Annotated in this window: 28 protein-coding genes; 10 read left to right on the top strand and 18 right to left on the bottom strand. The window is 43.0% G+C overall.

The annotated features are described in order from the left end of the window. Positions 1–78: 78 nt before the first annotated feature. From E0485_RS20325 to murA, 5 genes are all read right to left on the bottom strand, one after another. Entirely contained in the window at positions 79–819 is a 741-nt protein-coding gene (locus E0485_RS20325; protein WP_235857651.1) for a spermidine synthase, read from the bottom strand. Next, positions 794–1303 (bottom strand): helix-hairpin-helix domain-containing protein, encoded by a 510-nt coding sequence (locus tag E0485_RS20320; RefSeq protein WP_328591330.1) that lies wholly within the window; start codon positions 1301–1303, stop codon positions 794–796. The genes E0485_RS20325 and E0485_RS20320 overlap by 26 nt, the downstream gene beginning before the upstream one ends. Positions 1304–1429: 126 nt before the next feature. Next, a complete protein-coding gene (locus E0485_RS20315; RefSeq protein WP_132419908.1) occupies positions 1430–5815 on the bottom strand; it encodes a helix-turn-helix transcriptional regulator in 4386 nt (1461 codons plus the stop codon). Between the two features lie 247 nt (positions 5816–6062). Next, the gene (locus E0485_RS20310; protein ID WP_132419907.1) at positions 6063–6866 is read right to left on the bottom strand and encodes a DeoR/GlpR family DNA-binding transcription regulator; all 804 of its coding nucleotides are present in this window, start codon (positions 6864–6866) and stop codon (positions 6063–6065) included. Positions 6867–6908: 42 nt separating this feature from the next. Beyond that, the gene (gene murA, locus E0485_RS20305; RefSeq protein WP_132419906.1) at positions 6909–8213 is read right to left on the bottom strand and encodes a UDP-N-acetylglucosamine 1-carboxyvinyltransferase; all 1305 of its coding nucleotides are present in this window, start codon (positions 8211–8213) and stop codon (positions 6909–6911) included. A gap of 249 nt (positions 8214–8462) precedes the next feature. On the opposite strand from murA, the gene E0485_RS20300 reads away from it, so the two are divergent. Beyond that, on the top strand, positions 8463–9344 hold the full coding sequence (locus E0485_RS20300) for an aminoglycoside 6-adenylyltransferase (protein ID WP_132419905.1): 882 nt from the start codon (positions 8463–8465) through the stop codon (positions 9342–9344). 25 nt (positions 9345–9369) lie between these two features. Here E0485_RS20300 and E0485_RS25200 read toward each other — a convergent pair whose 3' ends face one another. After that, entirely contained in the window at positions 9370–9528 is a 159-nt protein-coding gene (locus E0485_RS25200) for a hypothetical protein (RefSeq protein WP_165921241.1), read from the bottom strand. Between the two features lie 299 nt (positions 9529–9827). Next, the gene (locus E0485_RS20295; RefSeq protein ID WP_132419904.1) at positions 9828–10520 is read right to left on the bottom strand and encodes a YjjG family noncanonical pyrimidine nucleotidase; all 693 of its coding nucleotides are present in this window, start codon (positions 10518–10520) and stop codon (positions 9828–9830) included. A 131-nt stretch (positions 10521–10651) separates the two neighbouring features. Here E0485_RS20295 and E0485_RS20290 point away from each other — a divergent pair, with 131 nt between their 5' ends. Beyond that, positions 10652–11101 (top strand): AraC family transcriptional regulator, encoded by a 450-nt coding sequence (locus E0485_RS20290; protein ID WP_132419903.1) that lies wholly within the window; start codon positions 10652–10654, stop codon positions 11099–11101. A gap of 64 nt (positions 11102–11165) precedes the next feature. On the opposite strand, the gene E0485_RS20285 is transcribed toward E0485_RS20290, so the two are convergent. Further along, positions 11166–11705, bottom strand: coding sequence for an NADPH-dependent FMN reductase (locus E0485_RS20285; protein WP_132419902.1), 540 nt, complete (start codon positions 11703–11705; stop codon positions 11166–11168). 270 nt (positions 11706–11975) lie between these two features. On the opposite strand from E0485_RS20285, the gene E0485_RS20280 reads away from it, so the two are divergent. Continuing rightward, positions 11976–13205, top strand: a complete 1230-nt coding sequence (locus E0485_RS20280) for an MFS transporter (RefSeq protein WP_132419901.1) — start codon at positions 11976–11978, stop codon at positions 13203–13205. Here E0485_RS20280 and E0485_RS20275 read toward each other — a convergent pair. The 3 genes from E0485_RS20275 to E0485_RS20265 form a co-directional block, all read right to left on the bottom strand. Further along, on the bottom strand, positions 13202–13675 hold the full coding sequence (locus E0485_RS20275; RefSeq protein ID WP_132419900.1) for a DinB family protein: 474 nt from the start codon (positions 13673–13675) through the stop codon (positions 13202–13204). The genes E0485_RS20280 and E0485_RS20275 overlap by 4 nt on opposite strands. Before the next feature lie 124 nt (positions 13676–13799). Next, on the bottom strand, positions 13800–14108 hold the full coding sequence (locus tag E0485_RS20270; RefSeq protein WP_132419899.1) for a hypothetical protein: 309 nt from the start codon (positions 14106–14108) through the stop codon (positions 13800–13802). Continuing rightward, positions 14105–14494 (bottom strand): SRPBCC family protein, encoded by a 390-nt coding sequence (locus tag E0485_RS20265; RefSeq protein ID WP_207911026.1) that lies wholly within the window; start codon positions 14492–14494, stop codon positions 14105–14107. The genes E0485_RS20270 and E0485_RS20265 overlap by 4 nt, the downstream gene beginning before the upstream one ends. Before the next feature lie 162 nt (positions 14495–14656). On the opposite strand from E0485_RS20265, the gene E0485_RS20260 reads away from it, so the two are divergent. After that, the gene (locus tag E0485_RS20260) at positions 14657–14983 is read left to right on the top strand and encodes a YnfA family protein (RefSeq protein WP_132419921.1); all 327 of its coding nucleotides are present in this window, start codon (positions 14657–14659) and stop codon (positions 14981–14983) included. 107 nt (positions 14984–15090) lie between these two features. Then, a complete protein-coding gene (locus tag E0485_RS20255; protein WP_132419897.1) occupies positions 15091–15327 on the top strand; it encodes a hypothetical protein in 237 nt (78 codons plus the stop codon). Here E0485_RS20255 and E0485_RS20250 read toward each other — a convergent pair. From E0485_RS20250 to E0485_RS20230, 5 genes are all read right to left on the bottom strand, one after another. Further along, entirely contained in the window at positions 15322–15720 is a 399-nt protein-coding gene (locus tag E0485_RS20250) for a VOC family protein (RefSeq protein ID WP_132419896.1), read from the bottom strand. The genes E0485_RS20255 and E0485_RS20250 overlap by 6 nt on opposite strands. A 79-nt stretch (positions 15721–15799) precedes the next feature. Continuing rightward, on the bottom strand, positions 15800–16525 hold the full coding sequence (locus E0485_RS20245) for an ABC transporter permease (protein WP_132419895.1): 726 nt from the start codon (positions 16523–16525) through the stop codon (positions 15800–15802). A 2-nt stretch (positions 16526–16527) separates the two neighbouring features. Further along, positions 16528–17247 (bottom strand): ABC transporter ATP-binding protein, encoded by a 720-nt coding sequence (locus E0485_RS20240; protein ID WP_132419894.1) that lies wholly within the window; start codon positions 17245–17247, stop codon positions 16528–16530. Next, positions 17248–17718, bottom strand: a complete 471-nt coding sequence (locus tag E0485_RS20235) for a DUF3021 domain-containing protein (protein WP_132419893.1) — start codon at positions 17716–17718, stop codon at positions 17248–17250. Between the two features lie 12 nt (positions 17719–17730). Further along, positions 17731–18171 carry a LytTR family DNA-binding domain-containing protein gene (locus E0485_RS20230; RefSeq protein WP_132419892.1) on the bottom strand — a complete coding sequence of 147 codons (441 nt, stop codon included), beginning with the start codon at positions 18169–18171 and terminating at the stop codon, positions 17731–17733. Between the two features lie 178 nt (positions 18172–18349). On the opposite strand from E0485_RS20230, the gene E0485_RS20225 reads away from it, so the two are divergent. The 4 genes from E0485_RS20225 to E0485_RS20205 all read left to right on the top strand — a co-directional run bounded on the left by E0485_RS20225 (position 18350) and on the right by E0485_RS20205 (position 23872). After that, complete coding sequence (locus E0485_RS20225) at positions 18350–19954, top strand: spore germination protein (RefSeq protein ID WP_132419891.1); 1605 nt, start codon at positions 18350–18352, stop codon at positions 19952–19954. Between the two features lie 6 nt (positions 19955–19960). Further along, complete coding sequence (locus E0485_RS20220; protein WP_132419890.1) at positions 19961–21181, top strand: Ger(x)C family spore germination protein; 1221 nt, start codon at positions 19961–19963, stop codon at positions 21179–21181. After that, the gene (locus tag E0485_RS20215; RefSeq protein ID WP_132419889.1) at positions 21174–22274 is read left to right on the top strand and encodes a GerAB/ArcD/ProY family transporter; all 1101 of its coding nucleotides are present in this window, start codon (positions 21174–21176) and stop codon (positions 22272–22274) included. Before E0485_RS20220 ends, E0485_RS20215 begins: the two co-directional genes overlap by 8 nt. An 884-nt stretch (positions 22275–23158) precedes the next feature. After that, a complete protein-coding gene (locus E0485_RS20205) occupies positions 23159–23872 on the top strand; it encodes an SDR family oxidoreductase (protein ID WP_132419887.1) in 714 nt (237 codons plus the stop codon). 184 nt (positions 23873–24056) lie between these two features. Here the strand turns inward: E0485_RS20205 and E0485_RS20200 are convergent, their stop codons facing one another. Continuing rightward, positions 24057–24311 carry a VOC family protein gene (locus E0485_RS20200; protein ID WP_132419886.1) on the bottom strand — a complete coding sequence of 85 codons (255 nt, stop codon included), beginning with the start codon at positions 24309–24311 and terminating at the stop codon, positions 24057–24059. Positions 24312–24329: 18 nt separating this feature from the next. Beyond that, complete coding sequence (locus E0485_RS25745) at positions 24330–24455, bottom strand: hypothetical protein (protein WP_268957619.1); 126 nt, start codon at positions 24453–24455, stop codon at positions 24330–24332. Positions 24456–24593: 138 nt separating this feature from the next. Here E0485_RS25745 and E0485_RS20195 point away from each other — a divergent pair. After that, a partial coding sequence (locus E0485_RS20195) for an SDR family oxidoreductase (RefSeq protein WP_132419885.1) occupies positions 24594–24886 on the top strand: 293 nt, incomplete at its 3' end.

Below are 24886 nucleotides of genomic sequence, written 5' to 3'. Positions count from 1 at the left end.
CAGCGGCAGTCTAGGACTTTATTTTCTCGTCCATGGCTGCCGTTGTTTCTATTACGGGGGTTAGTCTAATACTAGCAGCTATTTATCTCGGATAATATGACCTGGGACTAATTCAATTTCACAAAACCCTTCCATCTGCTTCGGCTCACACTGGATCGTATGACGGCTCCCCATCATGACGATATTACGAATATCCGAGACATCCTTAGCAGGTAATGCCCAAGCTTTCGTATACGGAACCATTTCACCAAGTGTTGAGTAAATCGCATTAATGAGTCGATCATTCTTTAATCTGCCGGTTACGTTAAGCAGAATGGCTCCACTAGCGTTCAATTTTACCAGAGCAAGCTGAAAGAACTCCACCGAGGTTAAACGAGACGGAGTCCCCTCTTTGGTAAAGGCATCGACAAGAATATAATCCAGGCTATCTGCTTCTATTTCCGAAAGGACTTCGCGCCCGTCACCTACCACAACATTATCGAGCTGATAATCAAACCATACTCGGCTAAGCTCCACTACCTTCGCATCCAGCTCAGCTACTGTAATCGATTTGCTCGGATATTGGCTAGCAATCGTCCCAATCCCATGACCGATGATCAAAGCCCTCTCAAAAAACGAATTGTTCTTCTCCATGAGATGAATCATCACACGCGGATATTCCAGTACAATATGATTACGGTCTCTAAGATCCATTGCCCCTTGCACAGCATCATCAGCAAATTGCAGGCAGCGGAATCTGCCGGTCTCTCCATACAATTCATTCGATTCATATACGGTAATTTCTTGGTATAAGCTATTTTCTTGGGTAAGTACGTGCAAATGATGATTCCCCTTTTGATTTAACCTCATGCCACGCAAGCGTCGGTCTGGTCGCCGGATAACCATGCTCGGCACGATACTTTTTTCTCTCATCTGTAAAGTCGAACCAGCTCTGATTACTTCCCGGATGCTTGGCATGGTAGGTAATGCAGCGCATCGCGTCTTCTACGCAAGGATCATGCCAGTAACCATAGAACTCCTCCAAACGATCGATTAATTCCACTCCCGACACCTGTTCAAGATCTTCCAGTGAATAATAGCCTAGTTCAACGACAGCTTGCGCAATAATCGGACCAATAGAAGGAATCGACTGAAAAATAGCTAGCGCCCTCAAGTACTTTGCCCTATCCTTCGAGATCTCCAAATGAAGTGATAGCTCTTCCACTGATTTATAGGCGATATCTTTAAGTTTCCATTTGCATGCTCGCAGCTTCGTTCTTTCAGCATCCGTTATTGGCAATTTAGGCGATGCGGATGGCATCATCAGTCAACTCCTTATTGAAATGAAGTTATGAGTTCAGAATACCATATTTATTTTTCATATCCTATATTGGTCTTAGGTTCCTATCATAGAAAAAGGAAGCAGCCATTAAGGCACGCTTCCCTCTTGTTAATCTATTAATTGCAGTTCCCTCGCCCGGACGACGGCTTGTCCGCGCCGCTTCACGCCCAGCTTGCCGATGATTCTGGACACATGCGTCTTGACCGTTGATTCGGCAATGCTGAATCGCTCTGCAATATCTCTATTCGACAACCCTTCCGCGATTGCCATCAAAATTTCGATTTCCCGCTCTGTCAGCGGCTCGGTCAATTCCGTTTGAACGGATCTTGGAACGGATGAAGCGAGACCTTCCGATAGGTTCGTCGCCAGCGTAGCCGCCGCTTCGTCTTCTAGCAGCTTGATATAGATCATTCTCGTCGCTAGAATCTCCAGCACCTTCGCGTCCCGATCCGTAAATACGTCCGGTATCTGTCGATTTTCCAAGTAGAGCACAAAGGATGCACGCTCTCCCGGAACTGCGATCGGCAGGCACAGGATTGATCGGGGGCGCTGTGCCTCGATATAAGCATCCTTGACCCAATAGCTCTGAATCGCGTCATGGAGGATAAGCGGTTCGTTCGTCATCGTCGTATGGCGCAAGACGCTCTCTGCATATAACCCTGTCGCTTCCTTCTCCGTTATGTCCGAACCGCCTGCTTCGATGATGAATCGGTCATCTCGGTAGCTTAGCAAGAAGCCCCTATCAGCTCCCGCTTCTCGAAGCCCCGCCTCAAGGAGGCTTACCGACCAGTTAGGCTTACCGGTACTATTGATGATCCGTCGAACAAGCTCATATTCTTCGTCCTCACTCTTCGAACCCCTGTTTTCCATCGGTTCGTTTTGCCGTGGCAAATCGATACGGGTATGATCGCTTTCGATTTTACCCTCCAAGATCGGCCCTTCGTACCGCTTGAAAGCTTGATTCAACAGCTCGGCATGTCGGCTTCTGATATGCGTCACTTTGGAAGTGACGCCCCAGTCGGCATAAGCTGCGCAGGCGTCCATCATGGCGATCGTCGCCCCGGATCGGCTGATCATATCATTGCGGTAACAGATCGCAAGTCGTTCGCAAGCGATTCCTTCCATTAAGCTGTATTTCTCGACTCGCGCTTGTTTAATCGCGGCCGTATACTCACGTACTGCGTCCAGCGTGTTCCCGGCTATTCGTTCCCATTCCGCCCTCATCAGCAGATACGCGGAAGTCCGATAGCCGAGAAATCCACGCCAGCTCTTCATCCTGCGCAATTGCGCGCGGACCACTTGTCGAATCCGCTTGCGTTCTTTCGCGTTCGACTCGGGGAATAAGGCGGCTAACGATAAGGTTTCATACAAGCGTTGCTTCCGGATTCGCGTCCAATCGAGTGGCAGTTCATTGGTCCTTCCTCGCTTCGCCCAGTATAACGCCTCCCGGTACTTGCCAGACAAGTACGCCGCTTCAAGCCTGCAACCGCAGCTGTAATTATCCTCATCCGGCTGCTCCAAATCGCCGTCCGGATCCTGCGGAATGGCAATGAAGATGTCCGTCTGAAGCTCGTCTTGGAGCGCCGCTACATAACCTCCGGCAATCCGCACCATGTCCAGTATTTTTGCGTTGGCGTTCTGCTGCATATGTGCCGCAAAATAACGGAGCAGCTCCTTTAATGCATACAGATCTCCGTTATAGGTAACGAGACAGGTAATTATGGCCAGGTTGGCAAAGTCTTTATCCCCGGATTCCAATCCTTGGCGCATTGCCTTGTACAGCGCATCGGAAGCTTCCATAGGCTTGTCCAATTGCTTGGACATCCCGCCCACGAAAGTGAACATATAACGGTTCCCGAACGCAGAGGCGTTCGCGATTTGCAAGAAAGCCCGATCGGCGATCGGAGGTGCTTGCGCAAAGTTCGGAAGCACCCTTTGCAAGATCAGCTCGTACGCGCCGATCATGACGGCAAGCGGCATGTTCACCCCTTTCCGAAGTCCGTAACGAATAAACCGGGCATACAGTTCAATCAATGCTCCCGGATCGTGCATAAGCAACGGAAAAAAAAGCTGCGCCATCAGCCCGCATAATGTTTCATACTCTTCATCGAGAGGGTCAGGCAGCGGAGGGAGCGAACCGCGCTTTCGGTACAAAAAGAGTTGCGTCTGCATGACTTCCTTGGCTATGGACAATAGGGAAGGCTTCTCTCGAAGCTTCCAACCATAAGCCGCTAAAGCCTCTCTACCGTATCGGATTGCCTTCTCATCGTCCACAAACACGTGGAATTGGATCAAGGGTGCCCAAATCCGCAAAGACTCCGCCCGGCTCAGCTTCCCGACATCTTTGTTCAGATCCTGCAATAGCTCTCTTGCCCGTTCGAGATGGCCGTTCATATACTCCAACCATGCCAGTGCCAACCGCAGTTCAAAATCGAGCGATCCCGATTCGATCTTCCTTTCTTCCCCCGTCAGAAGCAGCCCGTTCTCGGCGTATTGTTTCCCTTTGGCATAGCGCCCTTCAGCCAATGCCTTCTGTCCCACTTGTAGATTATGCTCGGCCAGTTGACGCTTCTCTTGCTCCGACATGATCGTGACGGCCAGATTCAAATGATCGATCGCAGCCAGCATCGTATCGTCGCTCCAGTCCGGAGAACGGCGCTGCAGCAGCTGACCTATCTTACGGTGCCGATCCGCGTTGTGTCCCGAATCGAAGGCATACGCCATTCGATGGACTGCATCATGCGCGAACAGGTAGATGCTTTCCTCTCCGTTCTCGCACTCCGCCTCATCCTCCCGGTAGATCATGCCTGCCGACTCTACCTCTTGAAGCCCGCGGAACACGACATCCGACGCCAAGTCGCATGCTTCAGCAAGGATCGACAAGCGAAAAGCCGAACCGATCGCTGCAGCCATGCCCAGAAGCTCCTTTCGATCGATCGGGAGCTTAGCAAAGCCCTCCTCCATCAGATGGAGATTGGCTTCTGAGTCGCTCATCTGACGAATGACTTCCGGGTTCCATGCCCATTGACGCCGTTTCTCGTTGAAACTAAGCCTTTTCTCCTTCAGCCAGCTTTCCAACAAGAGTCTTATCGTATGAGGGTTGCCGCCCGTCTGATCATAGACGGATCGGGCTAACAGACGAATACGAGCCGATTCCTCATGTAGAATATGTGAGACATACTGCCTTACGTCTTCATACGCCATTGGCTGGAGGGCTACATGCTCCTCCGGATTGGCGTGAAGTCTTTCGGCTAACCATGGAACTCCTGGCACTTGACCCGGATTCCCCTCCCCCAATACGGAAGCAATCTCTCCGTCTGTCTGGCATACGCCGATCAGGAATAACCCTGGCACCGTTTCCTCCCGCGCAAGCGACTGAATTATGGTATGGGTATATTCGTCTGCCCATTCCAGATTGTCGATGAACACAACTAGCGGAGGTTTGCATTCGGCCATGCAACGAAGCAAGCCCGGCAGCAGCTTTCCGAAACGCTCCCAAGCCATCTCATCGTCCGGAACCGACCTCTCCTCTGTTTCGCATCCGAAAAGCGGCTTGGCTTCAGGCCATAAGGAGACGATCGTCAACGCTTCTTGTGCGAACTCGGCTTGTAGCTTAGCCTTCAGTTTCGCAATGACGTCCGCAGGTTCGCTCCACAGCTGATACACCCATTGCCGTATCGCTTGAAGAAAAGGCTCATACTGCGCAGCTTGCTGTAAGGGTTCGCAGTTCCCCTCCACGAATGAGCCCCCACGCCAAATAACGCTCGATTGGAACCCGCGGACGAGTGTCGTTTTGCCGACGCCCTCCCGACCCGTCACCCATCGGAATGCGTTCAGACCTTGAACAGCCTGTTCAAATCCTGCTTCCAGTTGATTTACCGCAGAGCTACGTCCATACCACGAATCGGATAGTTGCAACGATCGAATTCTGTCCAAACGACCCGCTTCAAATGGCGTCAGCAAACCGTCGCTATTCAATATCCCTAGGCACTGCTTCAGATCGTCAAGCAACCCATAGGCGCTCTGATAACGGTCATCTGGCGATTTGGCCAGCAGCTTCATTAGAACGGCTTGCAACGGTCCGTCCCCATCCGGGTGGATGTTGGATATTGGCATCGGCGTTCGATTAATATGCACGGCAGCCCAGTCCTCTTCGCTATTAGGGAAAAAAGGCATTCGTCCGGTCAACAGCTCATAGAGGATGACACCCAATGCGTATAGATCGCTACGCCCATCCGGCACACGATTAATCCGCCCCGACTGCTCGGGAGACTGGTAAGTCGCATCTCCTTCCGTGAACTCGGTCAGGTGCGCCATCTTATTCTCCCATTGAATGCTTATATGAACAGGGCTAAGACACCCGATCACCGCATTCCGTTGATGCTCGCGGTACACCATTTCAGTCAACATCACAGAGAGTTCGAAGAAAACCTCAAGCTCTATAGGGGGAACTGTTATATATTCTTTCAATATCTTGTCATATCCGATGATCATGCACACCTTCAAAGTTCTATTTTTCGTTTTGATTCGTGGAATATTCAGAATATATTCAGAATACTATATCGGTCAAATGAAGAATAGATTTTAATCCAACCACTGTCGGAAATGGAACCGATTGCCCTTTTATAAATAAACCCGGCTGAATATTTAGATAAATTGTCATAAAATGTTAGAGTATCCTGAAAATCATTTTGAATGATAGTCGAGATACTCCTTTTACCTAAATAATTCCTGCCGTTAACTATTCCTCATCACTTTGCTCAACCTTCGTTAATATCACATTAACCCCTCGCTCACGAATGAGCTCAATCGCTTCTGGATCTGCATCTTCGTTCGTAATTAGAGCATCCAAATCTTCGATCCGTCCCGCATTCGCAAAGCCTTCATTGCCGACATAATGATACGTGATGATTCCAATTTTTCTACGTGATAGAGAGGAGACCGTGCGGATGAAAGCCGCTACCTCAGGAGTGGTAACATAAATGCCGTTCTCCGACATTCCACCCCCTCCAATAAAACTGATATCGAACTTAAACTGTCGGACAAATTCATGTGCCAGTACATCTGTCATACCGCCGGAACGCTTCACCCGACCGCCGATCAAGTAAGTTTCAATCCATTCCCGTTCCTTAAGTGCATCCGCAACTTGGATGCTGTTCGTAACAATCGTAAGCGGCATTTGATCAGGCAAGAACTGCAATAAGACATAAGACAACGTGCTCGTCCCTATGTATACCGTGTCATTGGGTCTTAGATAGGAAACTGCAACCTTAGCAATTGCCTTGCCAATCGCATTGCCCCGCCAAAGTCTACGCTCTGACGGCGTGCGCGGCTGCCGCACCTTCATTGGTGGAATCGCACCGCCATGCGTCTTTTTGAGCAAACCCTTCTGTTCCATGATCGTCAGGTCTCTTCGGATGGAATCAATTGAAATCTGGAACCGCTCCGCTAAATCTTTTACTACTACCCGATTCTCTTCATTCAATAACGCAAGAATCTTCTCTCGTCGTTCCTCGGCAAACATTCCCGACTCTTCCTGTACCACACCATAACCTCCGTTTAATCCCAAGCTTCTTCCAAGGTTCGCTTATGCAGTTGGCGTGAACTCACAATCATCTGCTATTGTTCTATGTAGGTCGCCTTCACATTTGCGAATCGATATTCCAGCACTCTCATATAATCGAACGATATCGGCATATCCTCTTTCAACATGTTCAATACCTGTGATTCGGGTAACGCCTTCAGCAGCTAGACCTGCCATGATCAAGCATGTTCCTGCTCTAACATCAGTCGCATGAACAATACCGCCATACAGCATGTTCCCACCTTTAATTAGTGCCGTTCCACTTCGCACTTTAATATCGGCGCCGAGTTTATTTAACTCAGGAACATGTGAGAATCGGTGTGGATAAACCGGATCAGTGATGATACTTTTGCCTTCGGCCATTAATAACAAGCTCGTCATCGGCTGCTGAATATCGGTATAAAAGATGGGATACATTCCCGTCCTTACTCTAGTCGCTCGAATTATTCCCTTACATGAAGCTGTGATGGAATCTTCCTTAACATCAATCTCGATTCCAACTTCTTGGAGCTTGTACAAACAGGATTTCATATGTTCGGGTATAACGTTATGAACAGTGATGGTTCCTTTGGTCAAACCGACCGTCATGAGAAATGCACTCGCAATGAGCCGATCTGGAATTACTTTATAAGTGCAGCCATGCAGCTTCTTTACCCCTTGAATTCGGATGACGTCCGTTCCAGCGCCAGCAATCTGGGCTCCCATTAAATTCAGCATGTTGCACAAATCGACCACTTCTGGATCTGTTGCAGCATTGCGTAGTTTAGTTGTCCCTTCAGCTAGCACAGCGAGTAAAACCGCATTCATCGTTGCCCCGGAAGTAATCATATCAAAGTAAATCTCACAGCCGCTTAATTTATCAGCGATCACTGTGTACCGATCATGACCTTGAATGATTTCAGCTCCAAAGCTTCTAAAAACCTTCATATGCTGATCAATCGGTCTATCAACAAAATTGTCCCCTCCCGGGTAACCTAAAGTCACGCTCTTACACTTATGCAGCAGCGCCCCAACAAAATAATAGGAAGCTCTAAAAGACGATGTCATAGCAATCGGCAGCTCGGCATTCTCTACATTGGCAGCGTTAATGACGCAAGATTCCCCACTGTCCAAATGCATCTCTACACCGATCGATTCCGCAATCTTCCTAATCACTCTTACATCATATATATCAGGTATTCCATCGATAATCACTTTATCTGAAGTAAGCATAGCTGCAGGCAGTAATGCTAAACTACTGTTCTTGGAACCAGGAATAGATACATGTCCGCTAATATTCGATGTCTGCTTAACCTCTAACCATCTCATATGGCCACATCCCTATACGAAATTTGCTATAATTCATGCTCTTCAATTATATTCATTGTTATTCAATATTTCAATGTAAATTAGGCGTATGGACTTCAGCTTTATTCATTATTGTGCATGATATTGAATGAAATTAATCTAAAACCAACCTTATTATATATGGCACAAGATTCTAGGATTTGAACGAGTATCGCTGGAATGTGTTAATATATGGATAAGAATCCAATGTTATTAGGAGAAGGTGTTGAATTGAGAAAAGAGGAAGAAATGATGAAGCTCATCTTAGGGATAGCCGAGCAAGATGAACGAATTCGGGCAGTCTACATGAACGGTTCAAGAACGAATCCTACCGTGCCAAAAGACATTTTCCAAGACTACGATATTGTTTATGTGGTTACAGAGACAGCTTCATTCATCCAGGATCAAGAATGGATTGCTGAATTTGGGGATTTAATTATGATTCAAGAGCCTGATCGACTAGATCAAGGTTTGGGTAGAAAGGTGAATTTCGAACGTACTTATGCTTATTTGATGTTATTTACAGATGGCAATCGGATCGATCTAACACTTCAATCTCTTGATACCATGAAGGAGGAATATGGTCAGGACAAGCTAACCATACCGCTGCTGGATAAGGATAACTGCCTGACTCCGCTGCCTAAAGCTACAGATGTCGATTATCATGTGTCTAGGCCTACGGAACCTTCATACATAAGCTGTACCAATGATTTCTGGTGGTGTCTCCAGAACGTTGCCAAAGGAATCTGGCGTGACGAACTGCCGTATGCCAAGCAAATGTTTGAAGAGACTTCCAAATCGGAGCTAAATCAGATGATTGCGTGGTGGATCGGGATGAAGCATGATTATCAAATCTCCACAGGCAAAATGAATAAGTATTTCAAAAGATACCTTCCGCCATCCTATTGGGAATTATACGAACGAACCTATTCGGGCAGCCATTATGAGCAGATGTGGGACTCCATTGTCACCACTTGTGATCTATTCAGAACGTTGGCTCAAGATGTGGCTGAATACGGTTCGTTCACTTATCCAATCGAAGACGATGCTAGGATGACGCAGTATCTTAAGCATGTTAGAGAACTGCCTAAGGATGCGAAGGAGATTCTTTGAATACTTTACATCATGTTATTAGCTATTAGTTCTTCTTTTCCTTAATAAGGGTATCTGCTAACTTATATAAATCATTTAGCTCATTTGTCTGCAAAACCAGTTTTTCGGTATCAAAAATTAATAATGTTGGACTTTTATTAATATCGAATTCATTAACATAATTATTTTTTGTTTTATCATTCATACTAATGATCTCAAAATTACTAAAATGAATTGATTCCATCACCTGATCAGAGTTAATTACTTTTAGTGATTCTGTCGTTAGTTCGTTTAAATCAGAGTCAAGATTCCAAAATAGATATCCTGCATAAGTATCTTTTCCTTTGATAATAATTCGTTAATAACGGTGTTCTTATTACTTGAGAAACAACCAGTTACAATTATATTAATTGATAAAAAAATTAAGATATTACAGATAGTTTTTTTCAAAAAACCATCTCCTTAATATTTCTTGATCTTTGATACTAACAATAAAATAAATAATTAAATTGAATTCAAAATCCCATACAATTCATCCAGCTTCTTAATTTCGTAAGTTGGCTTGATATCTGTGTTATTGACCTTCATACGAGGATTGAACCAGCAGGTATCCAAACCTGCTAAGTTACCGCCTTTGATGTCTGCGCTTAAGGAATCTCCAATGATTAATGCTTGCTTCACATCAAAGTTCGGAATTCGTGCGAATACATAGTCAAAATATTCTTTCATCGGCTTCTGGTAACCCGTAGCTTCCGATACGAAAATATCCTTCACTAATGAATGTAAGCCTGCGACGCGTAAGCGACTATATTGCGTTTTGGATACGCCATTGGTCACAATATAAACATCATATTGATGTTCAAGGTCCGTGATCAGCTCCAAGGCCCCATCGATTAGCTGACCCCCTTGTTCCAAATAACTGCGATACTTCTCATCCATCAGAATGCCATCAACCTCATGACCGTATTCTCTGAACAGATTCGAGAACCGCGTGTTTATCACTTGATCACGTGCTAGCTTACCTTCTTCAAAGGAACGCCATAGACCTTGATTGATCCTTTGATAATTAGCCTTAATTTCAGGTGTTAGGGGAATATGATGCTCCTCAAACAACAGGCGCAGCGCCAAGTCCTCTGCCGCCTCAAAGTCTAGCAATGTATCGTCAACATCAAATAATAAAGTCCGATATTTGCTCATGATGATCTCTCCGTTATCTGTTTTATTATCCAGTATACACCCTTTGTTTATCACGTCCCAATTTCTTTTAAAAATGAGCTTGAGAAACATTTTATATCATATTACCTTATCTAAGAAAGGAGGAATAAAATATGAAAATAACTATTGAAGAATTAGCTGAATCAAGGATTGCTTATTTCCGAAACGTTAGAGAGTATGGTGAAAAGCAAAACAAAGAACTAATGGAATCTTTTAAAAAATGGGCACAGTTGAATGGTATATTTGATAATTCTACAATTTTAGGTATACCACAGGATAATCCAGAGGTTACTCCTAAAGAGGAATGTCGTTATGATGTTTGCATTGTTATTAATAAAGATTTTAATGTGGCAAAGCCAGCTCATGTTGGTCAATTTACTGGTGGGAAATATGCTGTTTTCGTGCTTGACCATACAAAAGAGGCAGTAAGTGAATTTTGGGGCAATATTTTTTCTGAGATAGAAAAAAACAATTTATTAATCAGAGAACAGCCAATTATAGAAAGATATACATCTCAAATGATTGATAATCATTTGTGTGAAATATTAGTTCCTATACAGTAAATATAAAACAAAAAACTCTGCCCTCAAGGCAGAGTTTTTTGTTTAGCGACTCTTGCTGTTGTAATTAACGGATTGTTTTAAGTGCGCCACTCCAAGAAATAACTTGGTCAAGCATACCATTTACGTTAGTCAGGTGTAGATCAGCTGGTTTGAACACAGCACCGTTCTCGAAATCAGTGAATAACGACAATGCTGGGTGTACACGAACGTCTGCGACAGACAATTCACCTAAGATTCCACGTAAATGTTCAGCAGCACGTGCGCCGCCAACGGAACCGTAACTTACGATACCTGCTGCTTTGTTATTCCAAGTTTCACGAGCATAATCAAGTGCGTTCTTAAGCGCTGCTGTAATGCTGTGGTTATATTCTTGAACGATGAATACGAAACCGTCTAAGCCTGCAAGCTTAGCATTCCATGCTGCTGCTTGTTCAGAAGCATCTGCTTCTCCAAAAAACGGAAGTTTATAGTCAGCAATATCCACGATTTCATAATTAGCATCGCCGCGTTGATCAGCGATCTTCTTAATCCATTCACCCACTTGAGGGCTTAAACGACCTTCACGCGTACTTCCTAGAATAATACCGATGTTTAATTTAGACATAAATCTCATCCTCCAGATCAAATATATTGTATTTATTAATCTTTTGCTTAAGTAAGCCCAATTAATCCTTAAACAAATTAATAATTAATTGAAATTTACTTATTTATCGTAAGCGGCTATATTATGATATTACCTTAAATTTAAGATATTGTAAAGCAAAATAATAAAAAACTATCGAAAATATTTTTCGATAGTTCTTCTTGTAAGATATTATTTAAATATTTTATATATTTATGTATAATAAGTTTATTCTTTAATCTTGGAGGAGTTATGTGGACATCCCCTTTTCTGAATTTATGGTTCGCTAGAACGAGCATTGCACTGGCTAATGTTATTTACATCATGGTTATTACAACGTTTATATATCAAAAAACGAATTCTGCACTCATTTCTGCATTATTTCCTCTGCTCAAAGTTATGATCAATCTGATTGCTGGTTTTACTTCACCCTTCTTATACAATAAGTTTGCTTATCGGAAGCTATTTGTGCATTTGCAGTTGGTCAAGGCAATTTTCCTAACGGCATTATTCCTTGGTTTCACAATCATAACTTCGAATATCATATTGCTTCTAATATTGGTGATGCTCATTTCATTCATGGAGGGATGGGGGAATCCATTGCTGCAATCCGCGACTCCTAAGCTCGTACCTGCTCATCAACTTGTCAAAGGCAACAGTGTTCTATCCATCGCCACACAATCTGCCGAAATTGCGGGTTATTCCTTCACAGCATTTGCTGTTATTCATCTAGGGCATTCTCCTGTATTAGCATTCAATATGGGGCTGTTCTGGGTTGCCCTATTCTGTCTCTATATGGCATCCAAAGGATTTGATCAGGAAAATAAAGAGGCATCTTCTTCTAAGAATCAGTCCAAACTAGGTGTAATGAAAGAAGGTTGGCTGCTCATCTGGCGCAATCCTACGCTTCGAATCGTGACGACAATGGACGTAATTGAGGGAATTGCAGGCTCTGTCTGGATCGGGGCAATTACGCTTGTCTACGTCAAAGAAGCCCTGCACCAAGAAGAACAATGGTGGGGCTTCATCAATTCAAGCTATTATATCGGCACGATAGCGGGTGGATTCTTAATCTTGTTAATTGCTAAATACATTCAAAAGCATCTGATCATCAGCATGGGAATTGGATCGCTATTATTCAGTATTTTCACCTTAATATACGGTCTGACCAGTTCACCAATTCTGGCACTGCTGCTATGTATCGCAATGGGACCCGCGTATCAGATAAGAGATGTTGCTCAGCAAACTGCTTTTCAAATGAATATCCCGAGTGGTCAGCTTACAAAAGTATATGCTTCTCATAGTATCATTCTTTCTAGTAGCACAGGCATATCCATCGCGCTGATGGGATTTATAGCCGATTATTTAGGTGTACGAAACGTCTATATATTAAGCGCAATTCTCATCTTCATCTCAGCCATCCTATCATTTAAACTGCTAAGAGCTATGCCCAAGCAAAAGGATATGAAGCTAACTGCTTAATTACCTTCTTTGGTTGGTCCCATAACGCCAGGAACAGGCAAGCCTGCTTGACGAAGAAGAACCATCATTTGACCGCGGTGATGAGTTTGATGATCCATCAAAAATCTTAGGATCGCCCCGCGAGGCATCTGTCCACCAAAGCTATCGACCAATTCAACCATTTTCTCGTCGGTCAAATTCTCTTCTACTGCTTGTTTGAAGCTTTCCGCCATTTGCACATATGTATCAACGATCTCGCTTGCATGCGTTGGCACGATTTTCAGATTGCCGATCGGCGCAATCGTAAGTCCTGCTTGACCGCTAAAGAATAGGAGACTGCCAGACAAGTGCCAGCCTAACCAGCCTAGGGTGTTATGCCCTTCAACGATAGCTTGACCTAATTTATCATCGGTCATTGATTTAAGAACTGCTGTAGTCCCTTGAACTGCACGATCCCATTCACCTAGAAAATCACTAACTGTTCTATACATGCGATCTTCTCCTCTCAATTTGCACATGAATTAAATTCACTAATTAATGGCTTACCTATTAATTATATCCATATTAATTTAGAAATTCCAATCATTTTACCACTGTTTCGCCTTGCCTAGCGCCTTACCCCTCTACTATATCCGCAGCCAAATCGCCTGCAATCTCCATCATTCTTGGGATGACAGCGTCATTGGCGCCAGATACATAAATATCGCCTTCATAATATCGAAATGGAATCAATACCTCTCCATAGCTCCACATAAAGAAATCGCCATCAATAGCCATCGTAGCTTCCTCACCTTTTACTCGAAATACCGTCGTATAAGTGAAATCAGGCTGAGTTTCAAAATACTGCTTACACTCCTCTAATGATATGGATTTCTCTGTATTATTTTCCTGTAATGCTCTTGTAATTTGATAACGTTTGCTCATTGTCCTATCTCCTTCATTCGATTATCTAACTGTTCCAGCACGAATGGCCAAGCTTGCGTATGCCCGTCCCTCGATTCCTCATCGGGAAAGCCCGCATGTGTGAGACATAAGTATGTACCTGTTCCATTAGGTTCAAGTTCAATGGTAACAATCGTCTCGGCTCCTTTCGTTCCACCAGCCCCTGTCACCCATGTTAGTTCTATCAGACGTTCCTCTTCAAGTCGCAAGAATCGTCCGTAGTGGGGATGACGTCTTCCTTCAAACTCAGTTTCAAAGAAAAAGACCGAATTCACTTCCCCTTGCATAATAACACTCCCAGGTGCTGCGAACCAATGATCAAATAATTGTGTCCATGCCTTATAAAGCACTTCTGGCGCGGCTTCCATCATACGTTCAGTCTTCAAATGAAACGGTCTTGATGACAGATCAGGTATACGAACTGTTCCCACAGGGCAGTCCTCCATTCCAATTCATTATAAAAATCCTTAATGATAAGATATAATAATTCGTGGTCTATAATCCACTAGATAGCATAAGGAGTGATTACACTGTTCATTACCATCGTTTTATTCATACTAGCTGGAGTTGCAGAAATTGGAGGAGGCTATTTGGTCTGGTTATGGCTGAGAGAAGCTAAACCTATGTGGTATGGAATTATTGGCAGTTTGATTCTCATAGCTTATGGCATAATCCCGACCTTTCAAAGCTTCCCTACATTTGGTAGAGTATACGCCGCATACGGAGGTGTATTTATAGTCCTTGCTGTCCTATGGGGATGGTTAGTCGACAAAAAGACACCTGATCTATACGACTGGATCGGTGCCTTAATTTGTATCGTCGGAGTCTCCATTATGTTATGGGCTCCGCGTAATTGAGCCCTTTGCCCATGCATACTTCGTCACTTTTTATAAAAGTGATCTTATGATACCATGGTAGTTGAGTAGATTAAATAATCAGACTACTACGAAGGCTGGTGTTATATTTGAAAACTGTTTCCGATATTTTATTTTTTGTTGCTTTAGGATTAATTGTTATTTCCGTCATCTCAAATGTTTCAGCTGGGCCTAAACCAATCACAGGATACGATGGAGTTCCAATTGATAACAAAAGTGATGTAATTGGACAACAGGATAATGCTCTAAGAAGACTTTTTAAATCATGGCTGTTAAGAATCGGATTAATTGTATTTGCAATCTCTATTCTGACCAGTTACTTATAAAGTCAATTGCTGCGCGATCTCCCAGATATGCCCTCCTGGATCAGTGAAGCTGGCGGTTCGTACTCCCCACGGACGGTTTATTGGACCGTTAAGAAGCGCAACGCCACGTGTCTTCAATTCGCTGCATACTGCATCCACATCGTCCACACCAATTGTGAACTGGAAGCGTGCCCCTGCCTCACGACTTGCGACCGTAGCAGGATCGATGAGCTCTTGCGCCTCAGAAGTTTTCAGCAGATTAATGCTCATATTTCCGAAATTGAATACTGCTGAATCATTGTCTTCAAAAACGACTGAAAGACCAAAGACCTCTTGATAAAACGAAATCGCTTCTTTCAGATCCTCGACGAACAAGGTAATAACATTGACATTCCTCGACCCTAAAGTCCCCATACTTACACTCCTTCTCGTTTCAGGTTAATTATCCCATATTCTTCCTATTCGACGTTGTATTCTTATATTCCTTGCTAATCTAGCTCTTCATCTTCCTCTTGAACCCCGTAACTGCAACTACAAAAATCAGAATCGTGTAGCCAACAACCCATAATAAAGGAATAATAAGTTCGCCGTATTCACCAGATAAAGCAAAACGTGTAGCATCAACCGCATGAGCAAATGGCAATGCATAACCGATTGTTTTGAACGCACCACCAATCATGTCCAGCTTAAACCACGTGCCACTTAACCATGTCGTCAGATTAACAAAGATTGCAAAAATACCACCCACTTGCTTGTCTGTAAAATATGTACCAAGTAGCAGACCAAATCCAATATAAAGCATTGCAATGATCATAAGTACAATAATGGCAACTAGTATATTCACATTAATAGATAAGCCTAAGAAGGACGCAGAAATAAAGCAAACGACAATTTGAAGAATGGCAATCGGTAATAAGGGAAAAGCATACCCAACAATATAATCAGACGCAGACAAAGGAGAAGCAAAGATCCGCATTAAAAACGAACTGCTTTTATCCTTGCCAATCAGCATCCCTGAAAATAAGGTAATGAAAGAAAAACTGAAAACGATCACGCCTGGCGTTAAGCTCTCTATGCTATAGAGATCAAATGGCATATTTTTCTGCATGATTGAAAACAGATACATCATAATAATGGGGAGACCCATTCCCAAAAGGAGCGTCAGAGGATCTCGTAAAATCTCTTTATGATTACGCGATGCAAATGCTAAATATTTCATAATCAGACCTCCTCCGTTAGTGTAAGGAAGATATCTTCTAATGAAGATTGTCCCGTATTTTCTTTTAACTCATCAATCGTTCCAAGTGCATGTAACTTGCCACTATGCATAATGCCGACGCGATCAGCAAGCGCTTCTACTTCTTCTAGATAGTGCGTCGTTAGAACAATCGTGATTTTACCCTTTAATTCAAGTAAAATCTTCCACAGATCACGTCTGGCACGAATATCAAGTCCGAGTGTTGGTTCATCTAAAAAGATGATTTGGGGATCTGAAATGAGTGCCATCGCAATACTTAGTCGACGCTGCAACCCGCCTGACAATGTCTTGGCTTTACTTTGTGCCCGCTCCGCAAGTCCAAACTTCGTCATCATATCCACAGCTTTGTGCTTTGCCTCAAGCTTATTGCCCCCATAAATTCTCGCAATAAATTCTAAATTTTCCTTTACAGAGAGATTCGGAGCTACCGCAGTTTCTTGGGGTGAAATGTTTATTTTCTGTTTGACTGCCGTAGGATTCGCTACAATACTATCTCCTGACATCAGGGCATCGCCACTTGAAGGTGTTAACAAGCAACTAAGCATTTTGATCGTTGTTGTTTTCCCAGCAGCATTCTGTCCTAAGAGTGCAAAGAATTCTCCCTGATCAATCGTCAGCGTAAGATGATCGACAGCTATGCGTTCATTAAATTGTTTCGTTAGATTGGTAATCGCAATGGCCATTTATTCCTCACATCTCCCTTCTAATTGCTTTGACCTAATCGCAGCATTGATTTGTTTAATGTCATTCTTGGAAATCTGGTATTGAATAACCCATGTAATCACATATGTTCCAAGAAAGTTTATGAAAAATATCAGTATGCTGATTGACGTTGTGGGCATCCAAAGCAGCATCACGATTGGAATCCAGACAAATGCCGTTATGCAAAAATGAACGATGTACTGTTTCAATGGACTCCACTTTACAATCCCAAAAATAAGCGCACTTGTAGCAAATGTGACACCAATAATCCCTGTTAACAGGTTTTGCAGGATAACTGCGGTCATCTCACTATCAAAGAAGGAGCGAAAATGAACCACAACGGGCATATATTTCCCTTGTCCCCATTTAAGCGAAATCAGAATTTGGACAATTTGTCCGATCATCACACCGATGACAAATCCACCAACAACTCGTCTAAGTAAATGCTTCATGATACTATCACCTCATATTCCGAACAGTTTCTTTATTTTTGAAACATAGCGCCTGGAAGTATATGTTTTGATATTCCCCGTTAATAAAACACCAATGGTTCCCGTCATGCTTATATCCATGCTCGTAATTTTTTTACTGTTAACGATCTCTGAATTTGAAATACGAACGAAAATCTTACTGTCTAGTTTCTCTTCCAATTCATATAACCGCGAGCGAACGGTATAGATACCCGACACCGTTTGGATCAGTACCTTCTGTTTTTCCGCATAGATTCTGACGACATCCTTACACTCAATAATTTCGACACCTCTATCTGAAAAAACAGCTATTGAATCCATATAGGTTTCCGATAGTCGCTTCATCATCTCCGATATCTCGTCTGTCATTTTATCCGTCAGGATGATGATTTTCGGTTCTTTATAAGCTGGATCAATTGACACTTCACATTTCACTTCATCACATCCCTTTCACTCGATCTAACTATAAAAAGGATCGAACCTCCTGTAAATGAATTTTCGACAATCGGTCGTTTTTGAGCAATAACTGGTCGAAAAAATTGGTATATGTAATCCATTAAGGGGGACAATAACATCTAGCCCATATTTTAGAACAAGAGAGGGATCACAATAGATGGGGTATCTCAACAGATTATTAAAGAAAGCAACATATTCCCACTCTACCCCCGAACAGAGTCAATGCACGGCATCCCAAGGTGAATTACTGCAATCAAGCCTCCAGGAAAATATCCAATACATTACCAATAAGCTTGGAAACAGCAGCGACATTGTGTTCAGAGAAATTCAGATTGGAACCGTAAATCAGATTCAAGCAGCCATTCTCTATACAGACGGATTGACAGATACCAAGTCTGTTCAGGACTTTATTCTAGATTCACTCATGGCTCCTATCTCGGCTAACCAACTAGAGCAAATGATATCGTCACAGGATCAAGCCTTCCATATCTTGAAAAATCAGATCCTTATAGCCGGAGAGGTTAAAGATGTAACAGAGTTCGATTCTTTGTTTACATCTCTGCTATCAGGAGATGTCATTCTCTTATTGGATGGATATGCACAAGGCATCACCATCGGTATGCGTGGATGGAAGGATCGTGGTGTAGCAGAATCTACTACAGAAACCGTCATTCGAGGACCAAAGGAAGGTTTTAGCGAAAGCTTGCGAACCAATACCTCATTAATCCGTCGAAAAATAAAAAACCCTAATCTTTGGCTGGAAACCAAACAAATCGGCAAAGTAACGAAAACCGATGTAGGGATTATGTATATCAACGGTATTGTAAATAACAAAATTGTGGAAGAAGTGCACACACGCTTGGATCGAATCGATATCGACGGAATATTGGAAAGCGGTTATATCGAGGAGTTGATACAGGATGAAACGTACACACCTTTTCCAACGATCTATCATTCAGAACGTCCGGATGTAATTGCCGCTGAACTTCTGGAGGGGAAAGTTGCTATTTTGGTAGATGGGACACCGATTGTTTTGATTGTCCCGGCATTGCTTATCTCCTTCGTACATGCAGCAGAGGATTATTATCAACGTTCAGACATTAGCACACTTATCCGTATGCTTCGTTTTCTCTCTATTGTTATTACTTTGCTGGCACCATCCCTATATATCGCCATCACCACATTTCATCAGGAAATGCTACCCTCAGATTTGTTAATCAGTTTGGCTGCTCAACGGGAAGGGGTTCCGATTCCTGCGTTCATCGAAGCGCTCGGGATGGAAGTGACATTTGAAATATTGCGTGAGGCCGGTTTAAGAATGCCCAAGGCCGTAGCCCAAGCAGTCTCCATTGTGGGAACATTGGTGATTGGTACCGCGGCGGTTGAGGCGGGAATTATTTCCGCTGCCATGGTGGTTGTCGTCTCGATCACGGCTATTTGCAGTTTTGTACTTCCAGCCTTCGACATGTCCATGTCGCTTAGAATACTCCGTTTCCCCATAATGGCGCTTGCCGCTTCCTTCGGCTTTTTTGGAATTATCATCGCCATCATTATGATTACTCTTCATTTGTGCAGCCTGCGTACTTTTGGGATTCCGTATTTGAGCCCTTTTGCTCCTTTCAACCTCGAGGAACACAAGGATACGATTTTCCGGCTCCCCCGTTGGACAATGTCTACCCGTCCTTGGCTTGGCACGCAGCATAATAGAATCCGCGGACGCAATAATCCCCCTGAACCACCGCGGAATAATACGGGTGGTTGACTTGCTATGCTAAAAAGATCCTTGCTTTGCTTAATGGTCACCTTGCTGATATTTGTAAGTGGTTGCTGGAACAGCAGGGAATTGAATGCGCTGGCTATTGCTGTAGGTATGGGGATTGATAAAGTTGGAGATCAATACAAGGTTTCCGTGCAAATCGTGGTGCCGAATGAAGTCGCAGGCAAAAAAGGAGGCATCTCGACGCCAGTAGTCTTGAAACAAGCAACAGGAAGAACCATATTTGAAGCTCTTCGTAAAATAACAACGGTTAGCTCACGAAAAATTTATGTGTCCCATCTTCGCATACTGGTCTTTGGCGAGTCATTGGCTCGTGAAGGAATTGGCAAAGTGTTGGATTTCCTATCAAGGGACCCTGAAATGCGTCAAGACTTTTTTATTGTTGTTGCAAGACAAACGAGTGCAGAGAATACGCTAAGCGTATTGTCTCACCTTGATAAAATTCCCGCCTACAAATTGTACTCAACGTTGAAGGTATCAGAAAGAGTATGGGCACCTACGACGACGGTTACATTGGATAAGCTAATATCCGAGCTCGTAAGCGAAGGAACTCAGCCCGTACTTACAGGTCTTCGGATCGTGGGACAACAAGACACTAACGGAGCCAAGAAAAATGTGGAAAACATCAATCCCCCTGTGAAACTAATCTATTCTGGAATGGCAGTATTTAAGGGTGATAAGCTAATTGGCTGGCTCAGCGAAGATGAAAGCGCCACATACACGATGGTTATTAACAAGCTTAAAAGTACGACTGGTACAGTAACCTGTCCGCAAGGGGACGGAATATTGACGGTCGAAGTCATTCGCGCTAAGACCAAAGTCAAAGGCAGCATAATCGATGGACAACCACGGATCCATATCGATTTACGGCATGAAGTGAATGTAGGGGAGGACCAATGTGGGCTTGATCTGACAAAGACAGAAATGATTACGAAATTGGAAGAAATGATAAATAAGAAGTTAGAAAAATACATTGAAGACAATATTAAAAGAGTACAAGACAAATACCAAGTTGATATTTTTGGATTTGGTGAGGTCATTCATCGTTCAAATCCTAAAGAATGGAAAAAACTAAAGAAAAACTGGGATCAAACTTTCAAAAGTATTCCAGTAACCGCAAAGGTAACTCATAAATTTCAGTATACGGGAAATGTAAACAACTCATTTCTGGAACAGATGAACAAATCGAAAGGGGGGGGAGACGATTCTTGAGAAAGGAATAATTAGCAATCGCCAATTTATTCTCCTAGTGGCGCTCATTACAATCGGTGATTCGATTTTGGTATTACCTGCGATAACTGTTTCTGCAGCCAAACAAGATGGATGGATATCTGCACTAATTGGACTTGCAGTAGGTTTGGTGATCATATCACTATTCTGCAAGGTAGGTAAGCTCTATCCTCAATTAAATTTGATTGAATCTATTCAGCAAATCTTTGGCAAATGGGTTGGTACAATCGTATCGTTCGTATTCCTAACCTACCCCTTTCTCTCTGCGGTTACGCATATAAGGGAAACGGGGGATTTTATAGTCACTGAAATCATGCCCGAGACTCCAATCCAAGCTATTCTAATCTTATGGTCATGTGTTTTTACAATGGCAGTACAGCTGGGGCTTGAGGTTATTGGACGTATAGGGGAAATTTTCTTTCCCTGGGTCATGTTTCTTTTCCTCATATTCATTGTTTTTTTGCTTTCAGAAATCAAAATTGATAATATAAAGCCGTTTCTTGAGAATGGACTACGGCCTGTAATCCACGGGTCACTTACCTTTACTGCCTTTTCTTTTATGGAACTGGTCGGTTTTCTGATGATATTTCCTTATGTTAAACATCCTAATAAGATACAGAAAGGCTTTATACAAGGTGCATTGATTGGAGGAATTACATTAGTTATCCTAATCGTTATTTCCATCCTTGTTCTTGGACCAGATCTGACTGCGAGAAGCACGTATTCCAGTTATACCCTAGCTATGAAGGTGCGTATCGGCAGCTTTTTGGAACGGGTTGAAATCATTTTAGCGATTATGTGGATTCTAACTACTTTCTTTAAAATTGTTTTAAATATTTACATCGTCAATCTAGGGTTGGCACATTTGTTAAAACTCTCTGAATATCGGGTATTAATTTTTCCTTTAATCGTGATCATCATCGCACTTGCTTCGATTATTGTTCCGAATACGACCTATTTTGGAATACTGGTTTCGCAGTACTGGCCGTTTTTCGACTTAACCTTTGCGGTCATTCTGCCTTTGTTATTGCTCGGGGTCTATTATATCAGGCAAAGCTTCAACGTCTTGAAATGAAACTTTAATGAAGTGGGGTCATGTTATGCTAGCGATTATAGGGATACTTGCAGTTGTCATTGTAATCATTGCAGTGGAAGTACCCCGACTTCTGAGAGGACAATTGATAAAAGAGCTATGGGCGTTTTCCGTCCTTCTGTTGTTCGGGACCGCATTAAGTATTGCGGAAGCCCTCCATATATGGATCCCCACCCCAATGGATTGGATGATTGTCGTATACAAACCGGTTTATGATTTTTTTGAAACATGGATTATGTGATAACGAGAAAAAATAAAATAGACTTCTCATCAAGCTCAATACGAACTTATGAGAAGCCTATTTTGATTTTGCACGATTTGAGCTAAATTTACGAGCACAAATTCGAATATACGGACAAAACGCGATATTACCCATGCATTTATGGAACTGCTGACGACTAAGACTTTTTCATCCATTACCGTTCAAGATATTTTCGAAAAGTCAAAAGTCATCTTAATGACTTTCTGGCAACTCCTCCTTAATCCCTTCTCATTTATGGTTTTGGCATACCGTAATTACATTATCCATTCCGTTGGAATCAATCATAACGTCCGTTCCGTTCGGCAAATGCAGGATATGCATGTGACCGAAACGCTCCTCCTGCTCGCTTGAGAGTTTAAACAGCCTGCTGTATTGCTCTGCCGACTTATCCAGATTTCTGGACCAAAAGAATGATGGAACTGATCTGACTCCGAATGGGATTCTTACTTTCTACAGATCTAATCATTGTGACCTTCCTCCTTGTTATAAAGCTCCTTCTGATATCATATAAATTTATTGACACGTGCCTGGTATGAGAATAAGATTAATTTAAAATTAGCACCTGATTCTAGTACCAAATAACATATGGGAGTGAGATGAAAAGATGCTTACAGGTAAAGTAGTGGTCATTATTGGAGGAAGCTCAGGTATAGGGCTCTCTACTGCAAAAGCTGTTCACGATCAAGGAGCTCATGTTGTCATAGCAGGTCGTTCACAGGAGAAACTTAATACAGCCGTTAAAACCATTGGAATTGGTGTGCGGTCTTTTGAAGTGGAAGTTGCAGATGAAACTAGTGTAAGAACCATGTTTGACCAGCTTGATCGTGTAGACCATGTTTTTGTCACGGCTTCCCACGTTGTACTTGGTGCTATTCTAGATACAGACAGTGCAGATCTGAAATCTACATTAGACAGCAGGTTCTGGGGCTCGTATTTTGCCGCCAAACATGCTGTGCCAAAGATGAACGATGGAGGATCAATTACTTTTATGTCGGGAACTTCCACTTGGAAGCCTTCTCCTGGGGGTGCTGTCGCGGCAGCATCGGGTGCAGCTGTAGAATCTTTAGGTAGAACATTAGCTGTTGAACTTTCTCCTATTCGAGTCAACACCATCAGCGCAGGTGCGATCGATACGCCTTTACTCGATACTTTTTTTGGTGAGAAACGAACAGCTGTCATAGATCACCTAACGAGAACATTGCCTGTAAAGCGAATGGGAGAACCCCAAGATATCGCTGAAGCAGCTTTGTATCTTATGAATAATAAATATTCTACGGGAACTGTTATTTCTGTTGATGGGGGTATTTTGCTTACCTAATTGTAATTATAAATTGAATAGCATGGTAACCCAATAGTGAAGTCTTTCCTTCAGTCCCTTCTTTGAAGGGGAGGTGATCACAAAATGACCGAGCAAGAATATTCTCGTTCGGTCATTTTTAGGTAATTAAATAATCAACTACTGTAGCTCAATATTAAGTTTTTCGCCGTAATCGTTCCAATCTTCATTTATGGTTTTGGCATACTGTAATCACATTGAAGTCATCATCACGCATGTTGAAGAAAGATACAAACTCATTCCGGATGATCCCACCATAAATGATTTGGAATCCCAAACTTTCTATTAAAGCTGCCGCTTCATCTATATCATCAGCGGGCACAAAGCAAAGCGGTGGCGCTTTATCTGGAATTGGAACATTGTCCATTCCGTTGGAATCGATCATAACGTCCGTTCCGTTCGGCAGATGCAGGATATGCATGTGACCGAAACGATCCTGCTACTCGCTCGAGAGGTTAAACAGCCTGCTGTATTGCTCTGCCGACTTTTCCAGATTTCTGGACCAAAGAATGATGGAACTGATCTGACTCCGAATGGGATTCTTACTTTCTACAGATCTAATCATTGTGACCTTCCTCCTTGTTATAAAGCTCCTTCTGATATCATATAAATTTATTGACACGTGCCTGGTATGAGAATAAGATTAATTTAAAATTAGCACCTGATTCTAGTACCAAATAACATATGGGAGTGAGATGAAAAGATGCTTACAGGTAAAGTAGTGGTCATTATTGGAGGAAGCTCAGGTATAGGGCTCTCTACTGCAAAAGCTGTTCACGATCAAGGAGCTCATGTTGTCATAGCAGGTCGTTCACAGGAGAAACTTAATACAGCCGTTAAAACCATTGGAATTGGTGTGCGGTCTTTTGAAGTGGAAGTTGCAGATGAAACTAGTGTAAGAACCATGTTTGACCAGCTTGATCGTGTAGACCATGTTTTTGTCACGGCTTCCCACGTTGTACTTGGTGCTATTCTAGATACAGACAGTGCAGATCT

It is taken from the genome of Paenibacillus albiflavus, from assembly GCF_004344915.1.
In the GTDB taxonomy this organism is placed as follows: Bacteria; Bacillota; Bacilli; order Paenibacillales; family NBRC-103111; genus Paenibacillus_AM; species Paenibacillus_AM albiflavus.
Note: the sequence above shows the minus strand (reverse complement) of the source record. Positions and strands in the feature narration are given on the sequence as shown.

Excerpts from the sequence above, each read along its gene's own strand:
- murA (WP_132419906.1), bottom strand. The coding sequence starts at position 8,213 with ATGAGATGGTTAGAGGTTAAGCAGACATCGAATATTAGCGGACATGTA.
- E0485_RS20220 (WP_132419890.1), top strand. The coding sequence starts at position 19,961 with ATGCTAAAAAGATCCTTGCTTTGCTTAATGGTCACCTTGCTGATATTT.
- E0485_RS20315 (WP_132419908.1), bottom strand. The coding sequence starts at position 5,815 with ATGATCATCGGATATGACAAGATATTGAAAGAATATATAACAGTTCCC.
- E0485_RS20265 (WP_207911026.1), bottom strand. The coding sequence starts at position 14,494 with ATGGAAGCCGCGCCAGAAGTGCTTTATAAGGCATGGACACAATTATTT.
- E0485_RS20280 (WP_132419901.1), top strand. The coding sequence starts at position 11,976 with ATGTGGACATCCCCTTTTCTGAATTTATGGTTCGCTAGAACGAGCATT.
- E0485_RS20235 (WP_132419893.1), bottom strand. The coding sequence starts at position 17,718 with ATGAAGCATTTACTTAGACGAGTTGTTGGTGGATTTGTCATCGGTGTG.
- E0485_RS20245 (WP_132419895.1), bottom strand. The coding sequence starts at position 16,525 with ATGAAATATTTAGCATTTGCATCGCGTAATCATAAAGAGATTTTACGA.
- E0485_RS25745 (WP_268957619.1), bottom strand. The coding sequence starts at position 24,455 with ATGATTAGATCTGTAGAAAGTAAGAATCCCATTCGGAGTCAGATCAGT.
- E0485_RS20225 (WP_132419891.1), top strand. The coding sequence starts at position 18,350 with ATGGGGTATCTCAACAGATTATTAAAGAAAGCAACATATTCCCACTCT.
- E0485_RS25200 (WP_165921241.1), bottom strand. The coding sequence starts at position 9,528 with ATGAATGATAAAACAAAAAATAATTATGTTAATGAATTCGATATTAAT.
- E0485_RS20290 (WP_132419903.1), top strand. The coding sequence starts at position 10,652 with ATGAAAATAACTATTGAAGAATTAGCTGAATCAAGGATTGCTTATTTC.
- E0485_RS20320 (WP_328591330.1), bottom strand. The coding sequence starts at position 1,303 with ATGATGCCATCCGCATCGCCTAAATTGCCAATAACGGATGCTGAAAGA.
- E0485_RS20240 (WP_132419894.1), bottom strand. The coding sequence starts at position 17,247 with ATGGCCATTGCGATTACCAATCTAACGAAACAATTTAATGAACGCATA.
- E0485_RS20270 (WP_132419899.1), bottom strand. The coding sequence starts at position 14,108 with ATGAGCAAACGTTATCAAATTACAAGAGCATTACAGGAAAATAATACA.
- E0485_RS20205 (WP_132419887.1), top strand. The coding sequence starts at position 23,159 with ATGCTTACAGGTAAAGTAGTGGTCATTATTGGAGGAAGCTCAGGTATA.
- E0485_RS20295 (WP_132419904.1), bottom strand. The coding sequence starts at position 10,520 with ATGAGCAAATATCGGACTTTATTATTTGATGTTGACGATACATTGCTA.
- E0485_RS20250 (WP_132419896.1), bottom strand. The coding sequence starts at position 15,720 with ATGGGGACTTTAGGGTCGAGGAATGTCAATGTTATTACCTTGTTCGTC.
- E0485_RS20285 (WP_132419902.1), bottom strand. The coding sequence starts at position 11,705 with ATGTCTAAATTAAACATCGGTATTATTCTAGGAAGTACGCGTGAAGGT.
- E0485_RS20200 (WP_132419886.1), bottom strand. The coding sequence starts at position 24,311 with ATGCATATCCTGCATCTGCCGAACGGAACGGACGTTATGATCGATTCC.
- E0485_RS20275 (WP_132419900.1), bottom strand. The coding sequence starts at position 13,675 with ATGTATAGAACAGTTAGTGATTTTCTAGGTGAATGGGATCGTGCAGTT.